Genomic DNA, 18,021 nt, shown 5'->3' on the forward strand with positions numbered 1-18,021 from the left:
CTGACCGGTCAGGCGGCGTGCCGGGTGAGCGAGGTGCCGCACCGAGGGCAGTGGGTGCGGGTGCAGGTGTCGAGGTCCTGGCCGCAGCCGCAGACCGGGGGCGTGCGCCGCTCGGCCAGCTCCACGACCCGGTTGGACCACCAGGCGTGCCGTTCGGTGTTCATCGTTCCCACCTCCTCTCTCATCTGTTGTCACGACACCAGTACCGACTCGGTTCAGGCGCCCGAATCATCGCCACCCATCCCGGTCCGCTCGGTTGGACGATCCCCTCGTCGGCGATGGCGGCCGGCGCCCGGGGGAAGCAGCATGGCCGGAGGGCAGGGTGCCCGTCGGAGGGAGAGGTCATGGCCGAGACGAGATGATCGCGATCATCGAGACCGCGCTGCGCGAGAGCGGCGTACCCGAGGAGGTGGCCGCGGCTGGGCAGTTCATGCCGCCGCGGGCACACCGGGAGCATGTTCGCCGGGGGCCTCGTGGGCGACAGCCTCGCCGGCTCGGCGGGGGGTGGCCGACTCGGTGGGTACGGTGGGCGGCTCGCTCGCCGGCGCGCACGCCCACGACGCGGCCAGCGGGCTCCCGAGCAAGATGCTGGTCGGCGTGACCGCCACGCACGTCTGCGGCTTCGGCGCCGCCACGCGCCACAGCGCGGCCGGGCCGATCGTCTTCCGGGTGCCCCGGGAGACCCTTCAGGTCAAGGTCCACCATCGGGTGAACGTCCGGGTCCTGGAGCTCATCGAGACCACCACCGGCTCCCGCATCGAGCTCGAGGGCAATCGGATCCCGCTCACCCACCGCAAGGACGTCATCGAGGCTCTCGCGGATTGAGCCGGCGGGCACGCGCGCCCCGACATGCCCTGATCGGGTCACTCGATGACCACTTGCCCCGGTCCCGGCAGCACCACGGACCCGGCCTGAGGTGGCCGGGTCCGTGGTCGCTACGTGGCTGCGAGGCCGGACGGTCAGCGCGTGACGGTGAACGTCTGGCGCAGCGACGCCTTCGACGAGTCACCGGCGTACAGCTCGATCGTCCCCGCTCCACGACGAACTTGCCCCGGTTGTCGTAGAACCCGAAGTCGGTCCGGTCCACGGTGAAGTGGATCGTCCGGGACTGCCCGGGGTCGAGGGTCACCCGTTCGAAGCCGCGGAGCCGTCGTACCGGCTGCGAGATGCTCGCGACCGGGTCGTGGAGGTAGAGCTGCGCGACGTCCGTGCCGGCCCGGGAGCCGGTGTTGGTGACCGTCATCGTCGCGTGCACCTTGCCGTCGGGACCGATGCGCGACTGGTCGATGGAGAAGTCGGACACCGAGAACGTGGTGTAGCTCAACCCGTAGCCGAACTCGTACAGCGGGTCGCAGGAGTTGAGGTCCCGGTAGCGCGAGTTGTACTTCTGGGTCGCGTCGCAGGGCCGACCCGTGGGCTCGTGGTTGTAGTAGATCGGGACCTGGCCGAGCGTCCGCGGGAACGTGACCGGCAGCTTGCCGCTGGGGTTCACGTCGCCGAAGACCACGTCCGCCACCGCGTTGCCGGCCTCGACGCCGGGGAACCACGCCTCGAGGATCGCCGGTGCCGTCTCGTCGACCTTCGACAGGGTCAGCGGTCGCCCGTTGAACAGCACCACCGCGATGGGCTTGTCGGGGACGGCCTGCTTCACCGCGTCGAGCAGTTCCTGCTGCTTGCCCGGCAGGTCGATCGTCGAGCGTGCCTCCGCCTCGGCGCTCATCTCCCGTGTCTCGCCGAGGGCGAGCACGATCTGGTCCGCGCTCTGGGCCGCGGCACACGGCGTCGGCGAAGCCGGTCGTCGTGCTGCAGTCGTCGGCGGTCGCGGCCTCCGGAGGCTCGGCGTGGCTCATCGTGCAGCCCGGTGTGTACGTCGCGGACGGATCCACGGCCTTGATGCCGTCGTAAAGGCTGACCGCGTCGGAGTCCTGGCCGCGGCCCCACCAGGGACCGAGCATGTCGTGCTTGCTGTCGCCGAGCGGCCCGATGACGGCGGTCTTCTTGGACTTGTCGAGCGGCAGCGTGCTGCTGCTGTTCTTGAGCAGCACCATCGACTCACCGGCGGCCTTGCGGGCGGCCTTCCGGTCGTCGGCGGTGAGGAAGCTCGCCGGGTCGGTGGCCTTGGCCTGGTTGACGTACGGGTGGGCGAACAGGCCGGCGCGGTACTTCACCCGGAGGATCCGGCGCACCGCGTCGTCCAGCCGGGACATGGTGATCCGGTGCTGCTGGAGCAGCTGCTGGCCGTAGTCACGGATGTTGGTGCTGACCATCTCGGAGTCGGTGCCGGCCATCAGCGCGTTGGCGCCTGCCTGCGGGCCGTCCGCGGCGGTGCCGTGGCCGCAGGGCCCCTCGTCGGGGGTCCTCGGCGGGCAGGCGCGGGTCTCGGAGACCGCCGTGTAGTCGCTCTCGACGAACCCGTCGAAGCCCCACTGCTTCTTGAGGATCTGGGTCTCGGTGTACTTGTTCGCGCACCCCGGGACGCCGTTGAGCGAGTTGAACGAGCACATCACCGTGTCGGCGCCGGCATCGATCGCCGCCTTGAACGGCGGCAGGTACATGTTGCGCAGCCGCGCCTCGGACATGTCGGTGGTGTTGTAGTCGCGGCCGCCCTCGGGCTGGCCGTAGGCGACGTAGTGCTTGACGCTCGACACCACCTTGTCGCGGTCGCTGTAGCTGTCGCCCTGGGCGCCCTTGACGCGGGCGGCTCCCATCACGGAGCCGAGGTAGGGGTCCTCGCCGGCGCCCTCGACGATGCGGCCCCAGCGGGGCTCGTGCGAGACGTCGACCATGGGGCTGTAGATCTGCTTCAGGCCGACGGTGGCCGACTCGCGGGCACCGATCGTGGCGTCGGACTTCGCGACGTCGGGGTCGAACGAGCTCGCGGTCCCGAGCGGCACCGGGAAGATGGTCCGGTAGCCGTGGATCGTGTCGTAGGCGAACAGGATCGGGATGTGCAGCCGGGAGTCGTCCACGGCGACGTGCTGATAGTGGTTGATCTGCGCCGGGTCGGTGAGGCTGAAGACGCCGCCGACGCCGTTCTTGGCCTCGGCGTCGTTGATCTGGCCGTCCGAGAGCAGCTGGACCTGCTCGAGCTTCTCCTTCGTGGTCATCTTCGCCAGCAGCACATCGACCTTCTGCTCGATGCTCCTGCTCGCAGGTGTTCTGGCCGGCGCCAACGCCTGTTCGTCGCTGGACTGGCTGACCGTCGTGGCGGCGACGACGCTGCCGCCGACGAGAGTGGCCAGGATGGCCGAGGTGGCGATCGTGGTCGTGCTGAGGATGCGTTTCACCGAGATACCTCCGCGTTGCCCGAGTCGCGCCGGCGATCGCCGGTGGACGCCTACCAGGTCCCGGGGGTGTGCCAGCGCCGAGCAGGCAGGCCGATCCTTCACCCGCGCGCGGCGCGAGGACAAGGGTCAGTCTCGTGGTCCAGCCTGCATGAGGCCGGCGAGGCCGCCGGGGAGGGTGGCTGCGAGGTCGGGCCGGAACTCGCCGTCGACGAGCACGAAGACGACGCGGGCCGTGGTCTCGCCGCGGTTCGCCCAGGCGTGGTCGGTGCCGCGCTGGACGACGACGTCGCCCGCCCGCAGCGTCACCTCCGAGTCGTCGAGGACGAGGGTGATCTCGCCCTCGAGGACGATGCCGTAGTCGATCGTCGCGGTGCGGTGCACCGGCGACTGGAGACCGCGCTCGTCGAGGTGGCCGGGGCGGAACTCGTTGACCCGGATCTTCGTGCCCCGCACCGGTGGGGGCACGGCCAGCTCGCGTCGCGTCGGGTCGTCCTCGACGGCGGTGATCGTGGCGGGGGCGCCCTCGGTGCACCAGACCTCGTGGAAGGAGACACCGTCGTCGGGCAGGTCCCTGCTCACCGGCACCGGCCCGTCGGAGAGCACCACGGAGACGCCGTCGGGTGTGTGGCCGGTGACGACGCGACGCGGCACCGCGGGGGTGCTCATGCGTGGCACGCGATCGGGCCGCCGTGGAAGGTCACCATGTCCGGCCAGACCGACGGGACGGTGAGCCGGGTGTCGATCGGGTTGCCCGCCAGCTCGGAGTAGGCCCGGTGCAGGTTGCCGACGAAGCGCTCGGTCTCCGCCCAGGTGCTGTACGGGTTGTCGCGGTTCTTCTGCGCGGCCTCGAGCGGCGACAGGCCGGCGGCGTACGACGCGGCAGCGACGTCCTCGACGTACGCCAGGTAGGCATCCATGTCGGCGAGCAGGCGCGCCACGTCGTCGCCCCGGCACACCGGGCCGTGGCCGGGGGCGAGCACCTCGGGCTCGAGCTCCTGCATCTGAGCGACCGCCCGGCGGAAGCCCGAGATGGAGCCCTCGAGCACGAACGGCTGGCCGCCGTTGAAGGCCAGGTCGCCGCTGAAGAGCACCTTCTGCTCGGGCAGCCACACGAGCACGTCGTTGGTGGTGTGGGCCGGGCCGCCCACGTGGTGCAGCTCGACCGGGAAGTCGGCGAGGTGGAGGGTCATCCGGTCGGGGAAGGTGATCTCCGGCGGGCGCAGCGTGAGGTCGCCGTAGTCGGGGGCCGTGATGACCCGGGTGGCCTCCAGGCCCGCGGTGAGCACCATCTCGCGGCACTTGTCGTGGCCGATCACGAGCGTCTCGGCCGGCAGGAAGCCGTTGCCGTAGGTGTGGTCGGGGTGGTGGTGGGTGTTGACCAGCGCGCGGGGTGCTCCGGTCGAGACCTTCGCGACCTCGGCGAGCACCGCACGGTTGCGGCGCTCGGTGGACGTCGTGTCGACCAGCACGGCCGTGCCGGCACCGTCCACGACCACGCCGCAGTTGTTGACCATCCAGCCGCCGTCCGGCTGCACGTAGGCGTGCACGCCGGCGGCGAGCTCCTCGACGTACGGGGTGCCGTCATCCCAGGTCACGTGACCCTCCTCCTGATGCGATTGCTGCCACCCAGTCAGCCGCACCGGCCGCGCCGGGACAACCTTTTCGACCATCGCCAGCACCGATCGTTGGCATCGCCGCATCGCTCGTTCCGGGCGCGGTCGGCCGCTGTTTGACTGGCCGCGTGCCAGCCCTCGCGCCAAACCGTCGGATCATCCCGCGCGAGCCACGTCCGCTGGCCCCTGCTCGTCGTCCTCGCCTCGCTGGCCGCCGTGGCCCCGGTCGCCACCGACCTCTACCTGCCGGGCTTCCCGAGCTCGGGTCCGACCTCGGCGTGGGGGCGAGCGAGGTCCAGCTGACCCTGACCACGTTCCTCGTCGGGCTCGCCCTCGGGCAGCTCGTCATGGGACCGCTGTCGGACCGGTACGGCCGGCGCCGCCCGCTGGTGGTCAGCGCGGTCGTCTGCGTCCTCGCCGCGGTGGCCTGTGCGGTCGCCCCGTCCCTGCCGGTGCTGGCCGCGGCCCGCCTGGTGCAGGGCTTCGCGGGCGCCGGCGGCATGGTGATCGGGCGGGCGGTGATCGCGGACCTGGTCACCGGTCGGGCCGCCGCGAAGGCGTTCACGCTGATGCTGACCGTCGGCGGCGTGGCACCGGTGCTCGCTCCGCTCGTCGGCGGCGTCCTCGCCGGGCCGGTCGGCTGGCGCGGGATGCTCTGGACGGTCGCCGGGCTCTGCACCCTGATGCTCCTCGGCGTGCTGCTCGTGGTGCCCGAGACGCGCCCCATCCAGGTCCGCGCGCACGACGACACGTCGTACGCCGAGGGACTGCGGACCGTGCTGCGCACGCCGGGCTACTGGCCGCCGGTCGGGGTCTTCGCGCTGTCGTTCGCGGTGATGATGGCCTACATCTCCGCCTCACCGTTCGTCTACCAGGGGGTGCTCGGCCTGTCGGCGGTCGGCTACGGAATCGCCTTCGGGGTCAACGCGATCGGGCTGATCACGGCCGGCAGCGTGGCCGCCCGGCTGGTCGACCGGGTCGCCCCGATGGTCCTGGTCCGGGCCTGCATCTCCGCGCAGGTCCTGGCCACCCTCGCGTACGTCGCCCTCGCCGCGACCCAGGCGCCGCCGTGGACCTTCGCGGTGGCGATCTTCGTGGCCGTCGTGTGCAACGGTGGGATCATGGGCAACGCCGCCGCCATGGCGATGAGCCAGGTGCGCGCGGTGGCGGGGACTGGCTCGGCGATCCTGGGGTTCAGCCAGTTCGCCCTGGGGGCGGCCGTCTCGCCGCTGGTCGGCCTCGGCGGTGAGGAGTCAGCGCTGGTGCCGGCGCTGGTCATGGCCGCGGCGTCCGTGCTCGGCTTCGCCGCGAGCCGGGTCGGCCGACGAGATGTGGAACCGGGCGCTCAGACCGCGCTGAGCTCGTCCTCGACCGAGACGGCGACGTCGTAGAGCAGCCGGCGCAGCCACACGACCGCGGGCTCGTTCTCGCGGCGCACGTGCCAGTGCGCGGCCTCGGTGATCTGGACGGCTTCGAGGTTGGTCGCTGCGATCTCGAGGCCGAGCACGTCGAGGCAGCGGCGGGCCAGCCGGGCCGGGACGAACGCGCACATCTCGGTGCCGCTGACCGCGAACGGCAGCGTGAGCAGGCTGGTGACCTGCACCATCACCGAGCGGTCGACGAGACCGCTCTGCTCGAGGACCACCTCGAGCGGCCGCTTGCGGTCGCCGGCCGCACCGAACGCCGCCACGGCGTGCGGCATCTCCCGCAGGTCGTCGAGGCCGAGGTGCCCGTCGACGACGCGCGGGTTGCCGCGGGCCACCACGCAGACCAGGTGGTCGGTGAACACCGGCTGACGGCGGCCCGGGAAGTCGAAGCCGAGCGGGCCGATGATGAGGTCGCGGCGCATCAGCTGGGTCTCGAAGTGCGTGGGGGCGACGTCGACGGCGTCCAGCGCGATGCTGCAGCCGGGGGCCTGCTCGGCCAGCAGCCGGGTCAGCGGCTCGGCCAGGACGGTCATGGCGTACTCGGACATGCTCACCGTGAAGCGCCGGTTGCTCGACTCCGGGTCGAACTCCCGCTGGTTGCCCAGCAGTGCCTCGGCCGCCTCGACGGCCTCCTCGACCTCCGGGCGCAGCCGCTCAGCCAGCGGCGAGAGCTCGAAGCCGCGGCCCACCCGGACGAGGAGCTCGTCGTCGAAGTGCTTGCGGAGCCGGGTCAGCGCGCCGCTCATCGCGGGCTGGCTCATCGACATCCGCTCGCCGGCGCGGGTGAGGTTGCGCTCCTCGAGGAGCGCGTGCAGCGCGAGCAGCAGGTTGGCGTCGACCGCGCGCAGTCGTTCCCTCACCGTGCCTCCTCAGCCGTGCGGGGCAACTCTAGTGGCAGAGTGACGGTCGACACATGAGCGCGGCGAAAGAGCCGCAGGGAGGGGTGCGGATGACGCTCGGCGGCACCGACCTCAACCTCCTGCTCTTCCTCAAGGTCCTCCTCGAGGAGGGCAACGTGACCCGTGCCGGGCAGCGCCTCGAGCTGAGCCAGCCGGCGATGAGCGCGGCCCTCGCGAAGCTGCGCCGGCGCTTCGACGACGAGCTCCTGGTCCGGGCCGGGCGCGACTACGAGATCACGCCGTTCGCCCGGGACCTGCTGCCCGAGGTGCAGCACGCCGTACGCCTCCTCGGGCGGGCGCTGCACCTCGAGGACGAGTTCGACCCGGAGACCAGCCAACGGTCGTTCCGGATGGCGATGAGCGACTACGCGTTGGCCGTGGTCCACGAGCCGCTGGTGCGGCTGGTCCGCGAGGCCGCACCGGGGGTGCGCCTGACCATCGAGAACCTCGGCCCCGACGCGCGCTCCTCCGAGCGGGTGCTGCTCGACCACGACGTGCTGATCGCGCCCCTGGGCTTCGGCTTCCCGGGGGAGTCGCGGCCGCTGTGGCGCGACCGGATGGTGATCCTGGCCGACCGCGGCAACTCACGGCTGCGCGACGGCGTGCTCACGCTCGAGGACCTCGCCCGGCTGCCGCACGCCGTCCCCAGCTTCGGTCCCGGGGTGCTGACGCCGGCGGACCGGGCCTTCGGCGAGGTCGGCATCGACCGCCGGGTGGCGCTCCAGGTCTCCGGCTTCCTGCCGCTGCCGTTCGTCATCGCCGGGACCGACCTGGTCGCGATGGTGCCCGAGATGCTCGCCCGCATCCACGTCCGCGGCGCTGGGCCGCTGGTGCAGGTGGAGCCGCCGTTCGACGAGGTGGTGCTCGCCGAGGGCTACTGGTTCGCAGGCGACCGGCTCTCCGACCCCGCGCACCGGTGGTTCTTCGACCGGCTCGAGGAGGTCGGCGGCATGCTCGCACCTGGCTGAGTGAGGACTCTGGAACGGCCCGCGGATCCTGCATCTAGTGCGCGAGGGCGTGTGTCCCCCAGTCCGGGGCGAAGTCCTGGAATCCGGTCCTTGTGACCTGGAAGAGGCCGGTGCCGTCGGAGTTGACGGTGTAGATGTTCTTCACGTGTGTCTTCGCGCTGAAGCGTGAGAACGCGATCTTGGTTCCATCGGGGGACCATGAAGGTGCGTCGCAAGCGATGGACTTCGATGCCGGTGCGCCGAGGAGTCCCCCGCAGTCCGGGACGGGAAGCTGACGGAGCCCTGTTCCGTCGGCGTTGACCACCCAGAGGGCCCGACGGCTGTCCGCGGTGGGGCGAGCGACAAAAACGATCTGGTTCCCTGTGGGGGACCAGCTGCCGCCGTAGTCATCGACGAGAGCCAGCCCCACGGGCGTGATGGGCGTGGGGTTCCCGCCGCCGACGTTCGCGACGTAGAGGCGCAGATCGCCGTTCGGGTCGTTCCCGACGAACGAGATCTTCGTGCCGTCCGGGGAGAAGTCCCCCGGGGTTTGGCCGAAGTCCGTCACCCGGGTCAGGTCACCGCCGTCCGCGGCCCGGACCGTGTACATCCCGTTGCGGCTCGGGTCGGCTTCGTCCAGGGTGCCGCACAGAAGCCGAGACCCGTCCGGGGACCACGTCAAGCAGCCGAGACCGAGTGCGGGGTCGCTGCTCGGAAGGAGTCGGGAACTCCCGGTGTCCACATCGACTATGAGAGCAGATGCGGTGCCGCAGGTGCTGCCGTTGCACTCCATCGCGATCTGCGTCCCGTCGGGCGACCAATGCGGGAGGTCCGCAGACTGGTGCACCAGCTGTTGGTGGGTGCCGTCGGGGTTGACCGTATAGACCGAGGCCGGCCCGCGATCAGCCATGGTTGTCTGGAAGAAGGTGATCTCACCGTTGGAACCTGACGGCTTCGCAGACGCAGATGGCGTGCCAGTTGTCAGGCTCAGCAGCACCGCTCCGGTGATGGCGAGGCCATACATCGCGCGGCGATGCCGAGCCGCGTACCAACGGATCCTGTGGGCTGTTGAAGTGGTCATCTGTGTCCCCTGTCTCTTCGTGCTGGCCGGCGATGCCGGGCATCTCGGCCAACCCCGCACCTGTCGTCAACGGGGTCCCCAGTCGGGCGCGCTCTCAAAAGCCCCTGAGGTGGTGACGTTCCGCCTGTGGCTGCCGTCGAGCCTCATGACGAAGACGTCGGCGTTGCCAGCGGCACCGACCCCGGGGGAATGGGAGGCAACGATTTCGTGACCGCTCGGAGAGAACGAACCCGAGCCCCACTTGCCCGCTCCAGCGGCGGTGTGCGTCACCCGGTGCAGATCGGTCCCGTCGGGGTGCACCAGCCACACGTTCCCCGAATCATCGGACTCCTCCTGGGACCGCATCAGGATCCACCGGCCATCGGGTGACCAGTCCGGTTGCGCGGCGTCCAACCGCCAGGGAGTGATCCTCCGTAGACGTGTGCCGTCCAGACGGACAGTCCAGATGGCGTGGAGGCCGGTGCTGTTGTTCTGGCGTTCGATGGCCAGACGCTTGGCCGTGGGCGACCAGGTGGGCCCCCTGTCCTGGAAGCGGTGATCAACGTTCGGGTCGGCGCCCCGCTGGGTGACCTGACGGACGTGGGTCCCGTCGGCCCGCATGACGTACACGGCGACAAGCGCGGTCGGATCGTCTGCCGGTCCGGATTCGCGCTGGAACGCGATCCGCTGCCCGCCTGGCGACCACTGTGCGAACCCGTCCGACCGGCAGGGCGCGTTGCACGACTCGTCGATGAAGGTCCGATGGGTGCCGTCGGGGCGGAGCTTGTACAGACGGGAGTTGTCCAGGTCCCCGTGCCGGGCCACCTGGTACTCGATCCAGCGGCCACCAGGCGACCAGTCCGGTTCGGTGGCCAGCCGGGTGCGTCTGGAGTGGGTCAGCTGCCGTTCGGCGGTGCCGTCAGGACTGATCGTGAAGATGTCGCCACGGGTGTGGTCGGCGTTGTAGTAGCGGCGGAACGCGATTCGTCCGTCCTTCCCGTGGGCCGTGGCCTGGGCCGGTGCTGCGGCCAGCAGGACGGTTGATCCAGTGAGGACCGCCGTCAACAGGGCCATGGATCTGTTCATGGGATTCCCCTCGACTGTGCTTTGGGCGGAAGGACCGACCCCCGCCATCCCGTCACCTCAGGAGTGGTCACCTAGACACAGCAACGAGTGCTCTGGCTGGTTTACCTCGGGCTGAAGGCGATCTAGCCTCGAAAGACCAGCCGAGCGCGGCGGCGCTCAGGGGGAGTCATGGGCGTAGACGATCGTGAGTTCGAGGAACTCTTCGACGCCGAGTTCTCAGGCGTGGTCCGCGCCGTCTTTGTCGTGTGCCAGGACATCGGTCGTGCCGAGGATGTGGCTCAGGAGGCGTTTCTCGAGCTCCTGCGCCATTGGGGGCGGGTGTCGCGCTACGACCGGCCTGGTGCCTGGGTGCGGCGGGTTGCGATCCGCAAGGCCGTGCAGGTGACCAAGCGGGAGGCGAGACGCTCGTGGTTCGAGCGCCGCGCCGCCGCGAGCACCGTGTCGGATGCGCTCTCGCCCGTCGGGGCCGACGACGCCTTGTGGGCTGCGGTGCGGTCACTGCCGGCACAACAACGCGCCGTCGTTGCTTTGTTCTACTACGAAGACCTGTCCGTCGAGGACGTGGCAGGCGTGCTGGGATGTTCGGTGTCGACGGTGAAGGTGCATCTGCATCGTGCGAGGGAGTCCCTGCGGACGTGCGTCTCACGAGCGGAGGGGTTGTGATGAGCGACATCGACGACGTCATCCGGCGAGGCATCCACCAGCGGCTGGACGCGCTCCAGGTCCCGACGGAAGGCCGGGCAGCCACCGCCCGATCCGATCTCCGGCGAAGCCGAGGCCGGCGGGTGCTCACCGCTGCGACTGTTGCCGCGCTGGTCGCGGGCGCAGCCGCGGCGGTCTACCTGCTCAGTGGCCGTCAGACGGACCAGGTCCCCGAGCCCGCCCGGCACCTCCGCGTCGTTCGCACGCTCTCGGCGTCCTCCTTGGGCCTGGCCAAGCCAGAGGCGGCGGCGATCGGGCCCAACGGAAAACTCTACATCACCGACTCCGTGCACCAGACGGTCACCGAGGCCACCACCTCCGGACGAGTGGTCCGCACCTGGGGAGGAGATGGCGCACGACCGGGCCGGTTCCGGCTCGCGGAAGGGGGGAGGATCGCGGTGGATCAACAGGGTCGGGTCTACGTCGCAGACTCCGGGAACGGCCGCGTCCAGGTGTTCACCAGCTCCGGAAAGTTCATCCGGCAGATGGGCAGCTTCGGAGGAAGGGCGGGCCAGTTCGTGTACCCGACCGCGATCGCCGTCGGCCCGGACGGGTCGGTCTACCTCAGCGACGACAGCCGGACGGCGCTGACCAAGCTGTCCCCCAACGGCGACCAGGAATGGCGGTTGGGCGGGCCCAGGGGGACCGGTGCCCCGCCGGATCTCGTCGGGCACACGCACTTCGGGAGTCTCGACAGCCACGGCCGTCTGGTCGTGGCGAACGACGACACCAGCCGGATCGTGTACCTCTCTCCCCAGGGGGAGGAGGTCGATGCGTTCGGTCACGGCAAGACCAGCGGTCACGCCTCCGACTTCCCCGAGGGCGCCTGCGACACGACCGTCGACTCCGGAAACTACGTCTACGTGACAGGCTGCATCCCCACCAAGGAGACAGGGAACCTGATCCAGATCTACGACCCGAGCCACCGGCTGGTCGGCGCCTGGCCCCACTCGCCCATGATCACCGCACCCCGTTTCGGCCCGCGAGGTCTCGCTGTCTCGGTCGGCTATGGCTCGATCCTGGAGCTGGCTGTCGACCGGTGACGAGGGAGCCCTGGGTCAGGGCCCAGGGCCCGGACCTGGGTCAGCGCGACCGACCGCTGACGACGCATGCCGAAAGAGGTGTGGACAGACAGCCCGACGCGGAGCAGAGTGCCGCCATGCTTCGTCTCGGGACCCTCTTCCTCGCCACCGCTCTCCTCGCCACTCCCTTCCTGGGCAGCGCAGCCCAGGCCGCCGGTAGTGCGACACCCCCAGGCGGGTTGTCGTGGAAGCAGAGCATCATCGACGCCGACCAGAGCTTCCGCGGCCTCGATGCCGTCGACCGCAGCACGGCCTGGGTGACCGGCGGCAGCGCCACCGAGGGTGCGCCGGGCCGGGTGTTCCGGACGACCGACGGCGGTCGGACCTGGGCGGACGTGAGCCCCGCCGGAACGGAGGGCCTGCTCTTCCGCGACGTCGAGGCCCGGAGCGCGGAGGAGGCCGTGATCCTCGCGATCGGGCCGGGCGACGCGTCCCGGATCTACCGCACCACCGATGGTGGCGCGACCTGGGACTCGGCCTTCGTCAACGACGACCCGGCGGCGTTCTACGACTGCATGGCGTTCTACCCCGGCGGCCGGGACGGGCTGGTGATGGGCGACCCGGTCGACGGGAAGTTCCGCATCCTCGCCACCCACGACTTCGGCCGCTCGTGGACCGTCCTGCCCAGCGACGGCATGCCGGAGGCACCGACCGAGTACGGCTTCGCCGCCAGCGGCGACTGCCTCGTCACGGCCGGCCACTCGGCCTACTTCGGCTCCGGCGGTGGCGACACCCGTGTCTTCCGGTCCGACGACCGCGGCCTGACCTGGACCGCCAGCCCGTCCACGATCCCGGCAGGCGAGGCCGCGGGCGTCTTCGCCCTGGCCTTCCGTACGCCGTCGCAGGGGATCGCCGTGGGAGGCGACTTCGCTGACCCGGCCGACGGCCACGACGTCGTCGCGACGACCCGGCACGCCAACACCTGGCGCAACGCCGGCGACCTCACCCACCTCGGCGAGGACGTCGCCTACCTGCCGGGTCGCGGAGACCGCCTGGTCGTCACCGGGGAGTCCGGCGACGTGATGGGCACCAGCATCAGCAGCGACGGCGGTCGCACCTGGACCCGGATCAGCGACACGGGCTACCACGCCCTCGACTGCACGCGGGACGGTTCCTGCTGGGCAGCCGGCGGCGGGGGCCGGGTGGCGCGCCTCGTCCGCTGACAGGTGCCGCCGCCTCAGTCGGCGATCGGTTCCCAGACGAGCTCGGCGACGTCGACCACGAGCTTCGGGCTGTCCGCCGGGTCGTCCTGGGCACGGACCTCTCCGACGCACACGCACACGACATCGTTGAGGCGGCGGTAGGCATCGCTGTCGCTGGTGTGGCGGACTGAGCCGACGATCTGCCGGCGGCCCGCCGGGTAGGCGCGACCGTATCCCTGGAGATCGACCATGATCGTCGCTTCGTCGTCGGTGACGATGACGGCACGGAAGTCGGGACAGAACGGCCCTTCCGACGTCCGGCGGTAGGGGAAGTTGGCGCCGCGGAACCGACCGACGACGGAGCCCTCACAGCGGCCCTCAGCGAGGTAGAGGTGCTGCTCCCAGCCGCCCTCCAGGGAGACCGCCCAGCTCTCGGGGTAGGTGAAGCGAATCCGGTACAACGGCTCCAGCCTCACGGCCCTGCTCCAGCCCTCAGGAAGCGAGCGCCTTCGCCTTGATCTGATCGAACTCCGCCTGGGTGATCGCCCCGCTGTCGAGCAGACCCTTGGCGTTGGCGATCTGGCCGGCAGGGTCGCCTGAGGACGGTGCGGCGACCGACTTGATGTACTCCGCCTGAGCCGCCTGGATCTCCTTGGCCTGCTCCAGCTGACGCTCGTGCATACCGTGCCCACGAGCGATGAGATAGACCAGGATGCCCAGCCACGGGATGACGATCACGAAGATCACCCACAGCGTCTTCATGCCTCCGCCCAGGTCCTTGCTCCTGAAGATGTCTGAAAGGACCCAGTACAGGCACATGAACCAGGCGAAGAACAGGAAGAACTCGAACAGGGCCAGCAGGAACGAGCCGTTGTCGTTGAACATGAGGCGACCTCTCAACGGGGCCAAAAGGGTGGATCCCCCGGCTTCTTGTCGCAGCATCGTGCGATCAGCGGCCGAAGGCATCCCCGACTTGGATGAGACGTCGACCGCCGCGCCACCGCCGACCTCGACACATCAGAGGAGGGGGCGGGTGTCAGACGACCGTCCAGTCGGAGTACGTCGTGAACGCGTCCAGCGCGGCCAGCCCGGCTGCAGAGCTTCCGGAAGCAACCAGCGTGGGACTCCACACGCAGCCGACACCCCGGTCGGGGATGACGGCCAAGATGCCGCCGCCGACGCCGCTCTTGGCCGACAGTCCGACGCGGTAGGCAAGCTCGCCGGCCGAGTCGTACGTGCCGCAGGTGAGGCGGCTAGGCCCAGTGGTTGCGGTTGGTGGCCCCGTCCGGGCCGGCGAGGTAGCCCACGAAGAGCCCCTCGGGATCGCGCTCGGCGCAGACCTGCTGCAGCCGCGCCCAGCTGTCGTCGGCCATGAAGCGCACCTGGCGCCGGCTGAGGTCGCCGTCGCCGAGATACTGCCCGACGGTGACCGGCTCGAGGTCGGCCATCACCGAGGCCAGCCACTGCCGGTGCCGCTCGTCGTCGGCCTCGTCCTCCCACACGACGTACGACGCGAGGTAGACCTCGGACTGCATCGAGAACGCCATGTCGGGCAGGGACCGCAGCGGCGCCATGCTGAACCAGATCGTGAACGCCTTGTCGTTGGGCAGGGTCGTGTACGCCCGGCGCATCGACGGGACCACCCGCGCGGCCGGCCCGCTCAGCCAGGCGTTGTCGACGGCCCAGCGGTGCCCCTCGGGGTTGTCCTCGAGCTGCCGCTTCCGCTGCTCCTCGAGCGTCGTCGGCACGGCGTCGAGCACCAGGATCGCCCGGTCGAGGGCGGGGTTGTCCCGGAACGGGGCGAGTGCCCGGTCCGCCTGGGCGGCGTCGTCGGTGAGCGTCACGCCTGTGACCAGCAGCACCGGCTCGTCCGCGATGGTCCGGTCGGTCTTGGTCAGCGCCACGATCTCGACGGAGTCGGCGACCTTGGCGTGCCTGTCGTGCAGCCAGGTCATCACCTCGTCGAAGTCCTCGAGACGGAAGGCCTGCACGGTCTGCGCGACATGGCCGGGCGCCGGAAGGGTGCGCAGGTGGAAGCGGGTCACGACCCCGGGGAAGCCCGGCCCGGCGCCGCGGGCGGCCCAGTAGAGGTCGCTGTGCTGGGTGGCGTCGGCGCGCACGAGCTCGCCGCCGGCGGTCACCACGTCGATCGCCTCGACGTACTCCGCGGCCCAGCCCCAGCCGCGCGCGTTCCAGCCCTGGCCGCCCTGGAGCAGGAAGCCGCCGAGGCCGACGGTGGGGCAGTGCCCACCGACGAAGAAGCGCCCGTGATCGGCGAGGTACGGCGCGAGCCGGGCGCCGCCCTGGACCGCGGGGGAGACCCGGACGATCCCGGTCTCCGGGTCGAGGTCCATCTCCTGGAGGGCGGCGAGGTCGAGCACCAGCGCGTCGTCGCGGACCGACCACTGCGCCCAGCTGTGGCCGCCGGAGCGGACCGCCACCCGCCAGCCCCGTTCCCGCGCGAGCCGGACGCCGAGCACCACGTCGCGCTCGTCGGCGACCTTCAGCACGGCCGCCGGCTGCCGCGAGGACAGCCGCCGGTTGAAGATCCGCTCCACCCGGGCGTCGGCGTACGCCGGGTCGTCGCGCAGGACCAGCGTCCCGGTCAGGGCGTCCAGGTCGACGCCCATCAGGCCGGGGCGACCAGCGCGTGCAGCGTCTGGCCCATGATCCGGCCGGGGTCGGCGCCCGGGGTCTCCGGGTGGATCTCCCACTCGGCGAGCTGGAGGCTGTTGTCGAGCACCATCTTCACGCGCGGGTAGCGCCGCTCCATGAACGCCGGCAGCACGTCCTCGACCTTGTCGCCGGACGTCAGCATCTCCGCGAGGACCACCGCGTCCTCCGCGCACATGGCCGCGCCCTGGGCGATCAGCGGCGGGCAGGCGTGCGCGGCGTCGCCGATGACGATGGACCGGACGCGGTGCCAGGGGGAGTCGACGCAGATCGCCTCGATCCACTGGTAGTTGACGATCGCGTCGTCGGCGAGGCTGTCGCGGACCTCGCCCCAGAGGCCGCCGTACCCCTGGCCGCGCTCCTTGAGCACGGCGCCGTGGGGACCCTCGCCGACGAAGGAGCGGTCGAGGTTCTCCTCCAGCAGGAAGGCGTAGCAGAGGTCCTCGGAGATGGGGGTGTAGCCGGCCTTGTACTTGGGGCCGCCGTAGTAGAGCTCGGAGCAGTCCATCCCGGCCGGACGCTTCGCCACCGTGCGCCAGATGCCCATGCCGACCGGGTGCGGCTGGGTGTCGATCCCGATCATCGAGCGGACCTGGGAACGGATCCCGTCGGCGCCGACCAGCAGGTCGACGGTCTCGGTGGTGCCGTCGGAGAGCGTCGCGGTGACGGCATCCCCGTGGTCCTCGATGGCGGTGACGGTGGTCCGCAGGCGTACGTCGACACCCGCCTTCTCGACCTCGTCGGCCAGGATGTCGGCGATGTCGCCCCGGACCGCGCCCATGGTGCCGGGCAGGTCGGGACCACCCATCGGGGGTGTGGGGATCTCGGCGATCACGTTTCCGTCGGCCGTCTTGAGCCGCAGGTGGCTGAACGGGAAGCCGTGCTCCGCGAGCTGGTCGTAGATGCCGACGGCTCGGAACGCCTTCAGCGCGTTGCCCTGGAGCGTGATGCCGTGGCCGACGCCGCCGAGCTCGCTGCGCAGGTCGACGAGGACGACCTCGACGCCGCGCTGGGCCAGCGCGAGCGACAGCACGCCACCGGTGATGCCGCCGCCGACGACGAGGACTCGCTCGACACGGGGGGTCTGGGACTCGGCCATGGGGGATCTCCTCCTAGGAGACGGGGACGGGGTGGGGGATCGAGGCAGGGGTGGCGGCGACTGCGGCTGCCATCAGGTCGAGCACGCGGCCGACGGGGTCGACCTCGGCCGGGAGGTTGAGGAAGCCGTGGAGCACCCCGCGAGCGACGACCTGCTGCACGTCCACGCCGGCGGTGCCGAGCGCCGCCGCGAAGGACTCGCCCGAGGAGCGCAGGTCGTCGTACTCCGCGTTGGCGAGGAGCACGGGGCAGAGCCCTGCGAGGTCGGCGAGGGCAGGCATCGCGTAGCCGTCGCAGGCGGTGGCAGGCCCACCGACGTAGTTGGCGTTGAAGCCGGCGACGGCCGCCGGGCGGAAGCGGAGCAGCCCGGGCACCTCGTCCATGCGCGCGGCCAGCGCCCGGCCGGCGGGTGGGAGCTCGGGGTGGAAGACGCCGTAGGCAGCCAGCAGCGCCGCCGGGAGCCAGGCGTCCTCGTAGCGCAGCCGGAGGGTGGCCGCGGTCGCGAGGTTGGCGCCGGCGCTGGCACCGCCGACCGAGATGCGGCCTGCGTCGACGCCGAGCGAGCCGGCTCGCTCGCGGACCCAGCGGACCGCGGCCACGCAGTCGTCGAGAGGCACCGGGTAGGTGACGGGACCGATCGCGAGCCGGTAGTCCACGCTCACGACGACGGCGTCCGCGCGGACCGCGATCTCGCGGGCCACCCGGTCGGCCTCGGGCATGTCGAGGTCGCCCATGACGAACGCCCCGCCGTGGTGCCACACCAGGCACGGTCGGCCGGTGTTGCCGCCGGCCGACGTGTCGCCGTACACCCGCACCGGCACGGGACCGTGCGGACCCGGCGCGGTGGTGTCGTACGTCGTGGTGTCCGGCGCAGGCGCCGCGTCGCGGTGCTGCATGAACGCGTGGAAGCGCTCCTCGAGGGCCGGGTCGCCCATCAGCTGCTCGAACGACGCGATGCCGTCGAGCAGGTGGAAGCGTGACGCGACGGCCTCATGGATGCCCATC

The 18,021-nt window shown here is 70.9% G+C and carries 19 protein-coding genes and 1 pseudogene; 6 read left to right on the plus strand and 14 right to left on the minus strand.

The features are described 5' to 3' along the window. Window positions 1-8: 8 nt before the first annotated feature. A complete protein-coding gene (locus tag H0S67_RS01520) occupies window positions 9-164 on the minus strand; it encodes a hypothetical protein (RefSeq protein ID WP_180935157.1) in 156 nt (51 codons plus the stop codon). A gap of 361 nt (window positions 165-525) precedes the next feature. On the opposite strand from H0S67_RS01520, the gene H0S67_RS01525 reads away from it, so the two are divergent. Beyond that, the gene (locus H0S67_RS01525) at window positions 526-825 is read left to right on the plus strand and encodes a hypothetical protein (RefSeq protein WP_180935158.1); all 300 of its coding nucleotides are present in this window, start codon (window positions 526-528) and stop codon (window positions 823-825) included. Here H0S67_RS01525 and H0S67_RS27730 read toward each other — a convergent pair. The 4 genes and pseudogenes from H0S67_RS27730 to H0S67_RS01540 all read right to left on the minus strand — a co-directional run bounded on the left by H0S67_RS27730 (window position 803) and on the right by H0S67_RS01540 (window position 4,882). After that, window positions 803-1,720, minus strand: coding sequence for a glycoside hydrolase family 3 C-terminal domain-containing protein (locus H0S67_RS27730; protein WP_425489953.1), 918 nt, complete (start codon window positions 1,718-1,720; stop codon window positions 803-805). The genes H0S67_RS01525 and H0S67_RS27730 overlap by 23 nt on opposite strands. Before the next feature lie 103 nt (window positions 1,721-1,823). Beyond that, window positions 1,824-3,107 (minus strand): annotated as a pseudogene (locus H0S67_RS27735) (glycoside hydrolase family 3 N-terminal domain-containing protein); the annotation flags it as partial. Between the two features lie 306 nt (window positions 3,108-3,413). Further along, complete coding sequence (locus tag H0S67_RS01535; protein ID WP_180935160.1) at window positions 3,414-3,953, minus strand: cupin domain-containing protein; 540 nt, start codon at window positions 3,951-3,953, stop codon at window positions 3,414-3,416. Beyond that, entirely contained in the window at window positions 3,950-4,882 is a 933-nt protein-coding gene (locus tag H0S67_RS01540) for an MBL fold metallo-hydrolase (protein ID WP_219635431.1), read from the minus strand. Before H0S67_RS01540 ends, H0S67_RS01535 begins: the two co-directional genes overlap by 4 nt. Window positions 4,883-5,028: 146 nt before the next feature. Here H0S67_RS01540 and H0S67_RS01545 point away from each other — a divergent pair, with 146 nt between their 5' ends. After that, complete coding sequence (locus H0S67_RS01545; RefSeq protein WP_281368940.1) at window positions 5,029-6,291, plus strand: multidrug effflux MFS transporter; 1,263 nt, start codon at window positions 5,029-5,031, stop codon at window positions 6,289-6,291. Here H0S67_RS01545 and H0S67_RS01550 read toward each other — a convergent pair. After that, the gene (locus H0S67_RS01550) at window positions 6,246-7,187 is read right to left on the minus strand and encodes a LysR family transcriptional regulator (RefSeq protein WP_180935163.1); all 942 of its coding nucleotides are present in this window, start codon (window positions 7,185-7,187) and stop codon (window positions 6,246-6,248) included. The two genes, H0S67_RS01545 and H0S67_RS01550, sit on opposite strands and share 46 nt — an antisense overlap. 53 nt (window positions 7,188-7,240) lie before the next feature. Between H0S67_RS01550 and H0S67_RS01555 the strand changes: the two genes are divergently transcribed. Continuing rightward, a complete protein-coding gene (locus H0S67_RS01555; protein WP_246355042.1) occupies window positions 7,241-8,194 on the plus strand; it encodes a LysR family transcriptional regulator in 954 nt (317 codons plus the stop codon). A 34-nt stretch (window positions 8,195-8,228) separates the two neighbouring features. On the opposite strand, the gene H0S67_RS01560 is transcribed toward H0S67_RS01555, so the two are convergent. Both H0S67_RS01560 and H0S67_RS01565 read right to left on the minus strand, forming a co-directional pair. After that, window positions 8,229-9,197 (minus strand): PD40 domain-containing protein, encoded by a 969-nt coding sequence (locus tag H0S67_RS01560; RefSeq protein WP_180935164.1) that lies wholly within the window; start codon window positions 9,195-9,197, stop codon window positions 8,229-8,231. A gap of 123 nt (window positions 9,198-9,320) precedes the next feature. Next, window positions 9,321-10,367, minus strand: coding sequence for a TolB family protein (locus tag H0S67_RS01565; protein WP_180935165.1), 1,047 nt, complete (start codon window positions 10,365-10,367; stop codon window positions 9,321-9,323). A gap of 120 nt (window positions 10,368-10,487) precedes the next feature. On the opposite strand from H0S67_RS01565, the gene H0S67_RS01570 reads away from it, so the two are divergent. The 3 genes from H0S67_RS01570 to H0S67_RS01580 all read left to right on the plus strand — a co-directional run bounded on the left by H0S67_RS01570 (window position 10,488) and on the right by H0S67_RS01580 (window position 13,266). Next, complete coding sequence (locus H0S67_RS01570) at window positions 10,488-10,982, plus strand: RNA polymerase sigma factor (protein ID WP_180935166.1); 495 nt, start codon at window positions 10,488-10,490, stop codon at window positions 10,980-10,982. After that, a complete protein-coding gene (locus H0S67_RS01575) occupies window positions 10,982-12,064 on the plus strand; it encodes an NHL repeat-containing protein (protein ID WP_180935167.1) in 1,083 nt (360 codons plus the stop codon). The genes H0S67_RS01570 and H0S67_RS01575 overlap by 1 nt, the downstream gene beginning before the upstream one ends. 116 nt (window positions 12,065-12,180) lie before the next feature. Further along, window positions 12,181-13,266 (plus strand): WD40/YVTN/BNR-like repeat-containing protein, encoded by a 1,086-nt coding sequence (locus H0S67_RS01580; protein WP_180935168.1) that lies wholly within the window; start codon window positions 12,181-12,183, stop codon window positions 13,264-13,266. Window positions 13,267-13,280: 14 nt separating this feature from the next. Here H0S67_RS01580 and H0S67_RS01585 read toward each other — a convergent pair whose 3' ends face one another. The 6 genes from H0S67_RS01585 to H0S67_RS01610 form a co-directional block, all read right to left on the minus strand. After that, window positions 13,281-13,706, minus strand: a complete 426-nt coding sequence (locus H0S67_RS01585) for a hypothetical protein (protein ID WP_180935169.1) — start codon at window positions 13,704-13,706, stop codon at window positions 13,281-13,283. 31 nt (window positions 13,707-13,737) lie between these two features. Further along, window positions 13,738-14,130, minus strand: coding sequence for an SHOCT domain-containing protein (locus tag H0S67_RS01590; protein WP_180935170.1), 393 nt, complete (start codon window positions 14,128-14,130; stop codon window positions 13,738-13,740). Between the two features lie 151 nt (window positions 14,131-14,281). Beyond that, window positions 14,282-14,569: a glutaminase gene (locus H0S67_RS26355; protein WP_180936679.1), complete on the minus strand. Its 288-nt coding sequence runs from the start codon at window positions 14,567-14,569 to the stop codon at window positions 14,282-14,284. Beyond that, window positions 14,499-15,875 (minus strand): FAD-binding oxidoreductase, encoded by a 1,377-nt coding sequence (locus tag H0S67_RS01600; protein ID WP_180935171.1) that lies wholly within the window; start codon window positions 15,873-15,875, stop codon window positions 14,499-14,501. Before H0S67_RS01600 ends, H0S67_RS26355 begins: the two co-directional genes overlap by 71 nt. Further along, the gene (locus H0S67_RS01605; protein ID WP_180935172.1) at window positions 15,875-17,017 is read right to left on the minus strand and encodes an FAD-dependent monooxygenase; all 1,143 of its coding nucleotides are present in this window, start codon (window positions 17,015-17,017) and stop codon (window positions 15,875-15,877) included. Before H0S67_RS01605 ends, H0S67_RS01600 begins: the two co-directional genes overlap by 1 nt. Window positions 17,018-17,030: 13 nt before the next feature. Beyond that, a complete protein-coding gene (locus H0S67_RS01610) occupies window positions 17,031-18,020 on the minus strand; it encodes an alpha/beta hydrolase (protein ID WP_180935173.1) in 990 nt (329 codons plus the stop codon). Window position 18,021: the final 1 nt, after the last annotated feature.

Source organism: Nocardioides ungokensis, assembly GCF_013466985.1.
GTDB classification, from domain to species: Bacteria; Actinomycetota; Actinomycetes; order Propionibacteriales; family Nocardioidaceae; genus Nocardioides; species Nocardioides ungokensis.

Coding starts and splice junctions, on each gene's coding strand:
- H0S67_RS01555 (WP_246355042.1), top strand. CDS start 7,241: ATGAGCGCGGCGAAAGAGCCGCAGGGAGGGGTGCGGATGACGCTCGGC.
- H0S67_RS01600 (WP_180935171.1), bottom strand. CDS start 15,875: ATGGGCGTCGACCTGGACGCCCTGACCGGGACGCTGGTCCTGCGCGAC.
- H0S67_RS01520 (WP_180935157.1), bottom strand. CDS start 164: ATGAACACCGAACGGCACGCCTGGTGGTCCAACCGGGTCGTGGAGCTG.
- H0S67_RS01590 (WP_180935170.1), bottom strand. CDS start 14,130: ATGTTCAACGACAACGGCTCGTTCCTGCTGGCCCTGTTCGAGTTCTTC.
- H0S67_RS01560 (WP_180935164.1), bottom strand. CDS start 9,197: ATGTATGGCCTCGCCATCACCGGAGCGGTGCTGCTGAGCCTGACAACT.
- H0S67_RS01535 (WP_180935160.1), bottom strand. CDS start 3,953: ATGAGCACCCCCGCGGTGCCGCGTCGCGTCGTCACCGGCCACACACCC.
- H0S67_RS01565 (WP_180935165.1), bottom strand. CDS start 10,367: ATGGCGGGGGTCGGTCCTTCCGCCCAAAGCACAGTCGAGGGGAATCCC.
- H0S67_RS01605 (WP_180935172.1), bottom strand. CDS start 17,017: ATGGCCGAGTCCCAGACCCCCCGTGTCGAGCGAGTCCTCGTCGTCGGC.
- H0S67_RS01575 (WP_180935167.1), top strand. CDS start 10,982: ATGAGCGACATCGACGACGTCATCCGGCGAGGCATCCACCAGCGGCTG.
- H0S67_RS01610 (WP_180935173.1), bottom strand. CDS start 18,020: ATGGGCATCCATGAGGCCGTCGCGTCACGCTTCCACCTGCTCGACGGC.
- H0S67_RS01580 (WP_180935168.1), top strand. CDS start 12,181: ATGCTTCGTCTCGGGACCCTCTTCCTCGCCACCGCTCTCCTCGCCACT.
- H0S67_RS27730 (WP_425489953.1), bottom strand. CDS start 1,720: ATGAGCGCCGAGGCGGAGGCACGCTCGACGATCGACCTGCCGGGCAAG.
- H0S67_RS01570 (WP_180935166.1), top strand. CDS start 10,488: ATGGGCGTAGACGATCGTGAGTTCGAGGAACTCTTCGACGCCGAGTTC.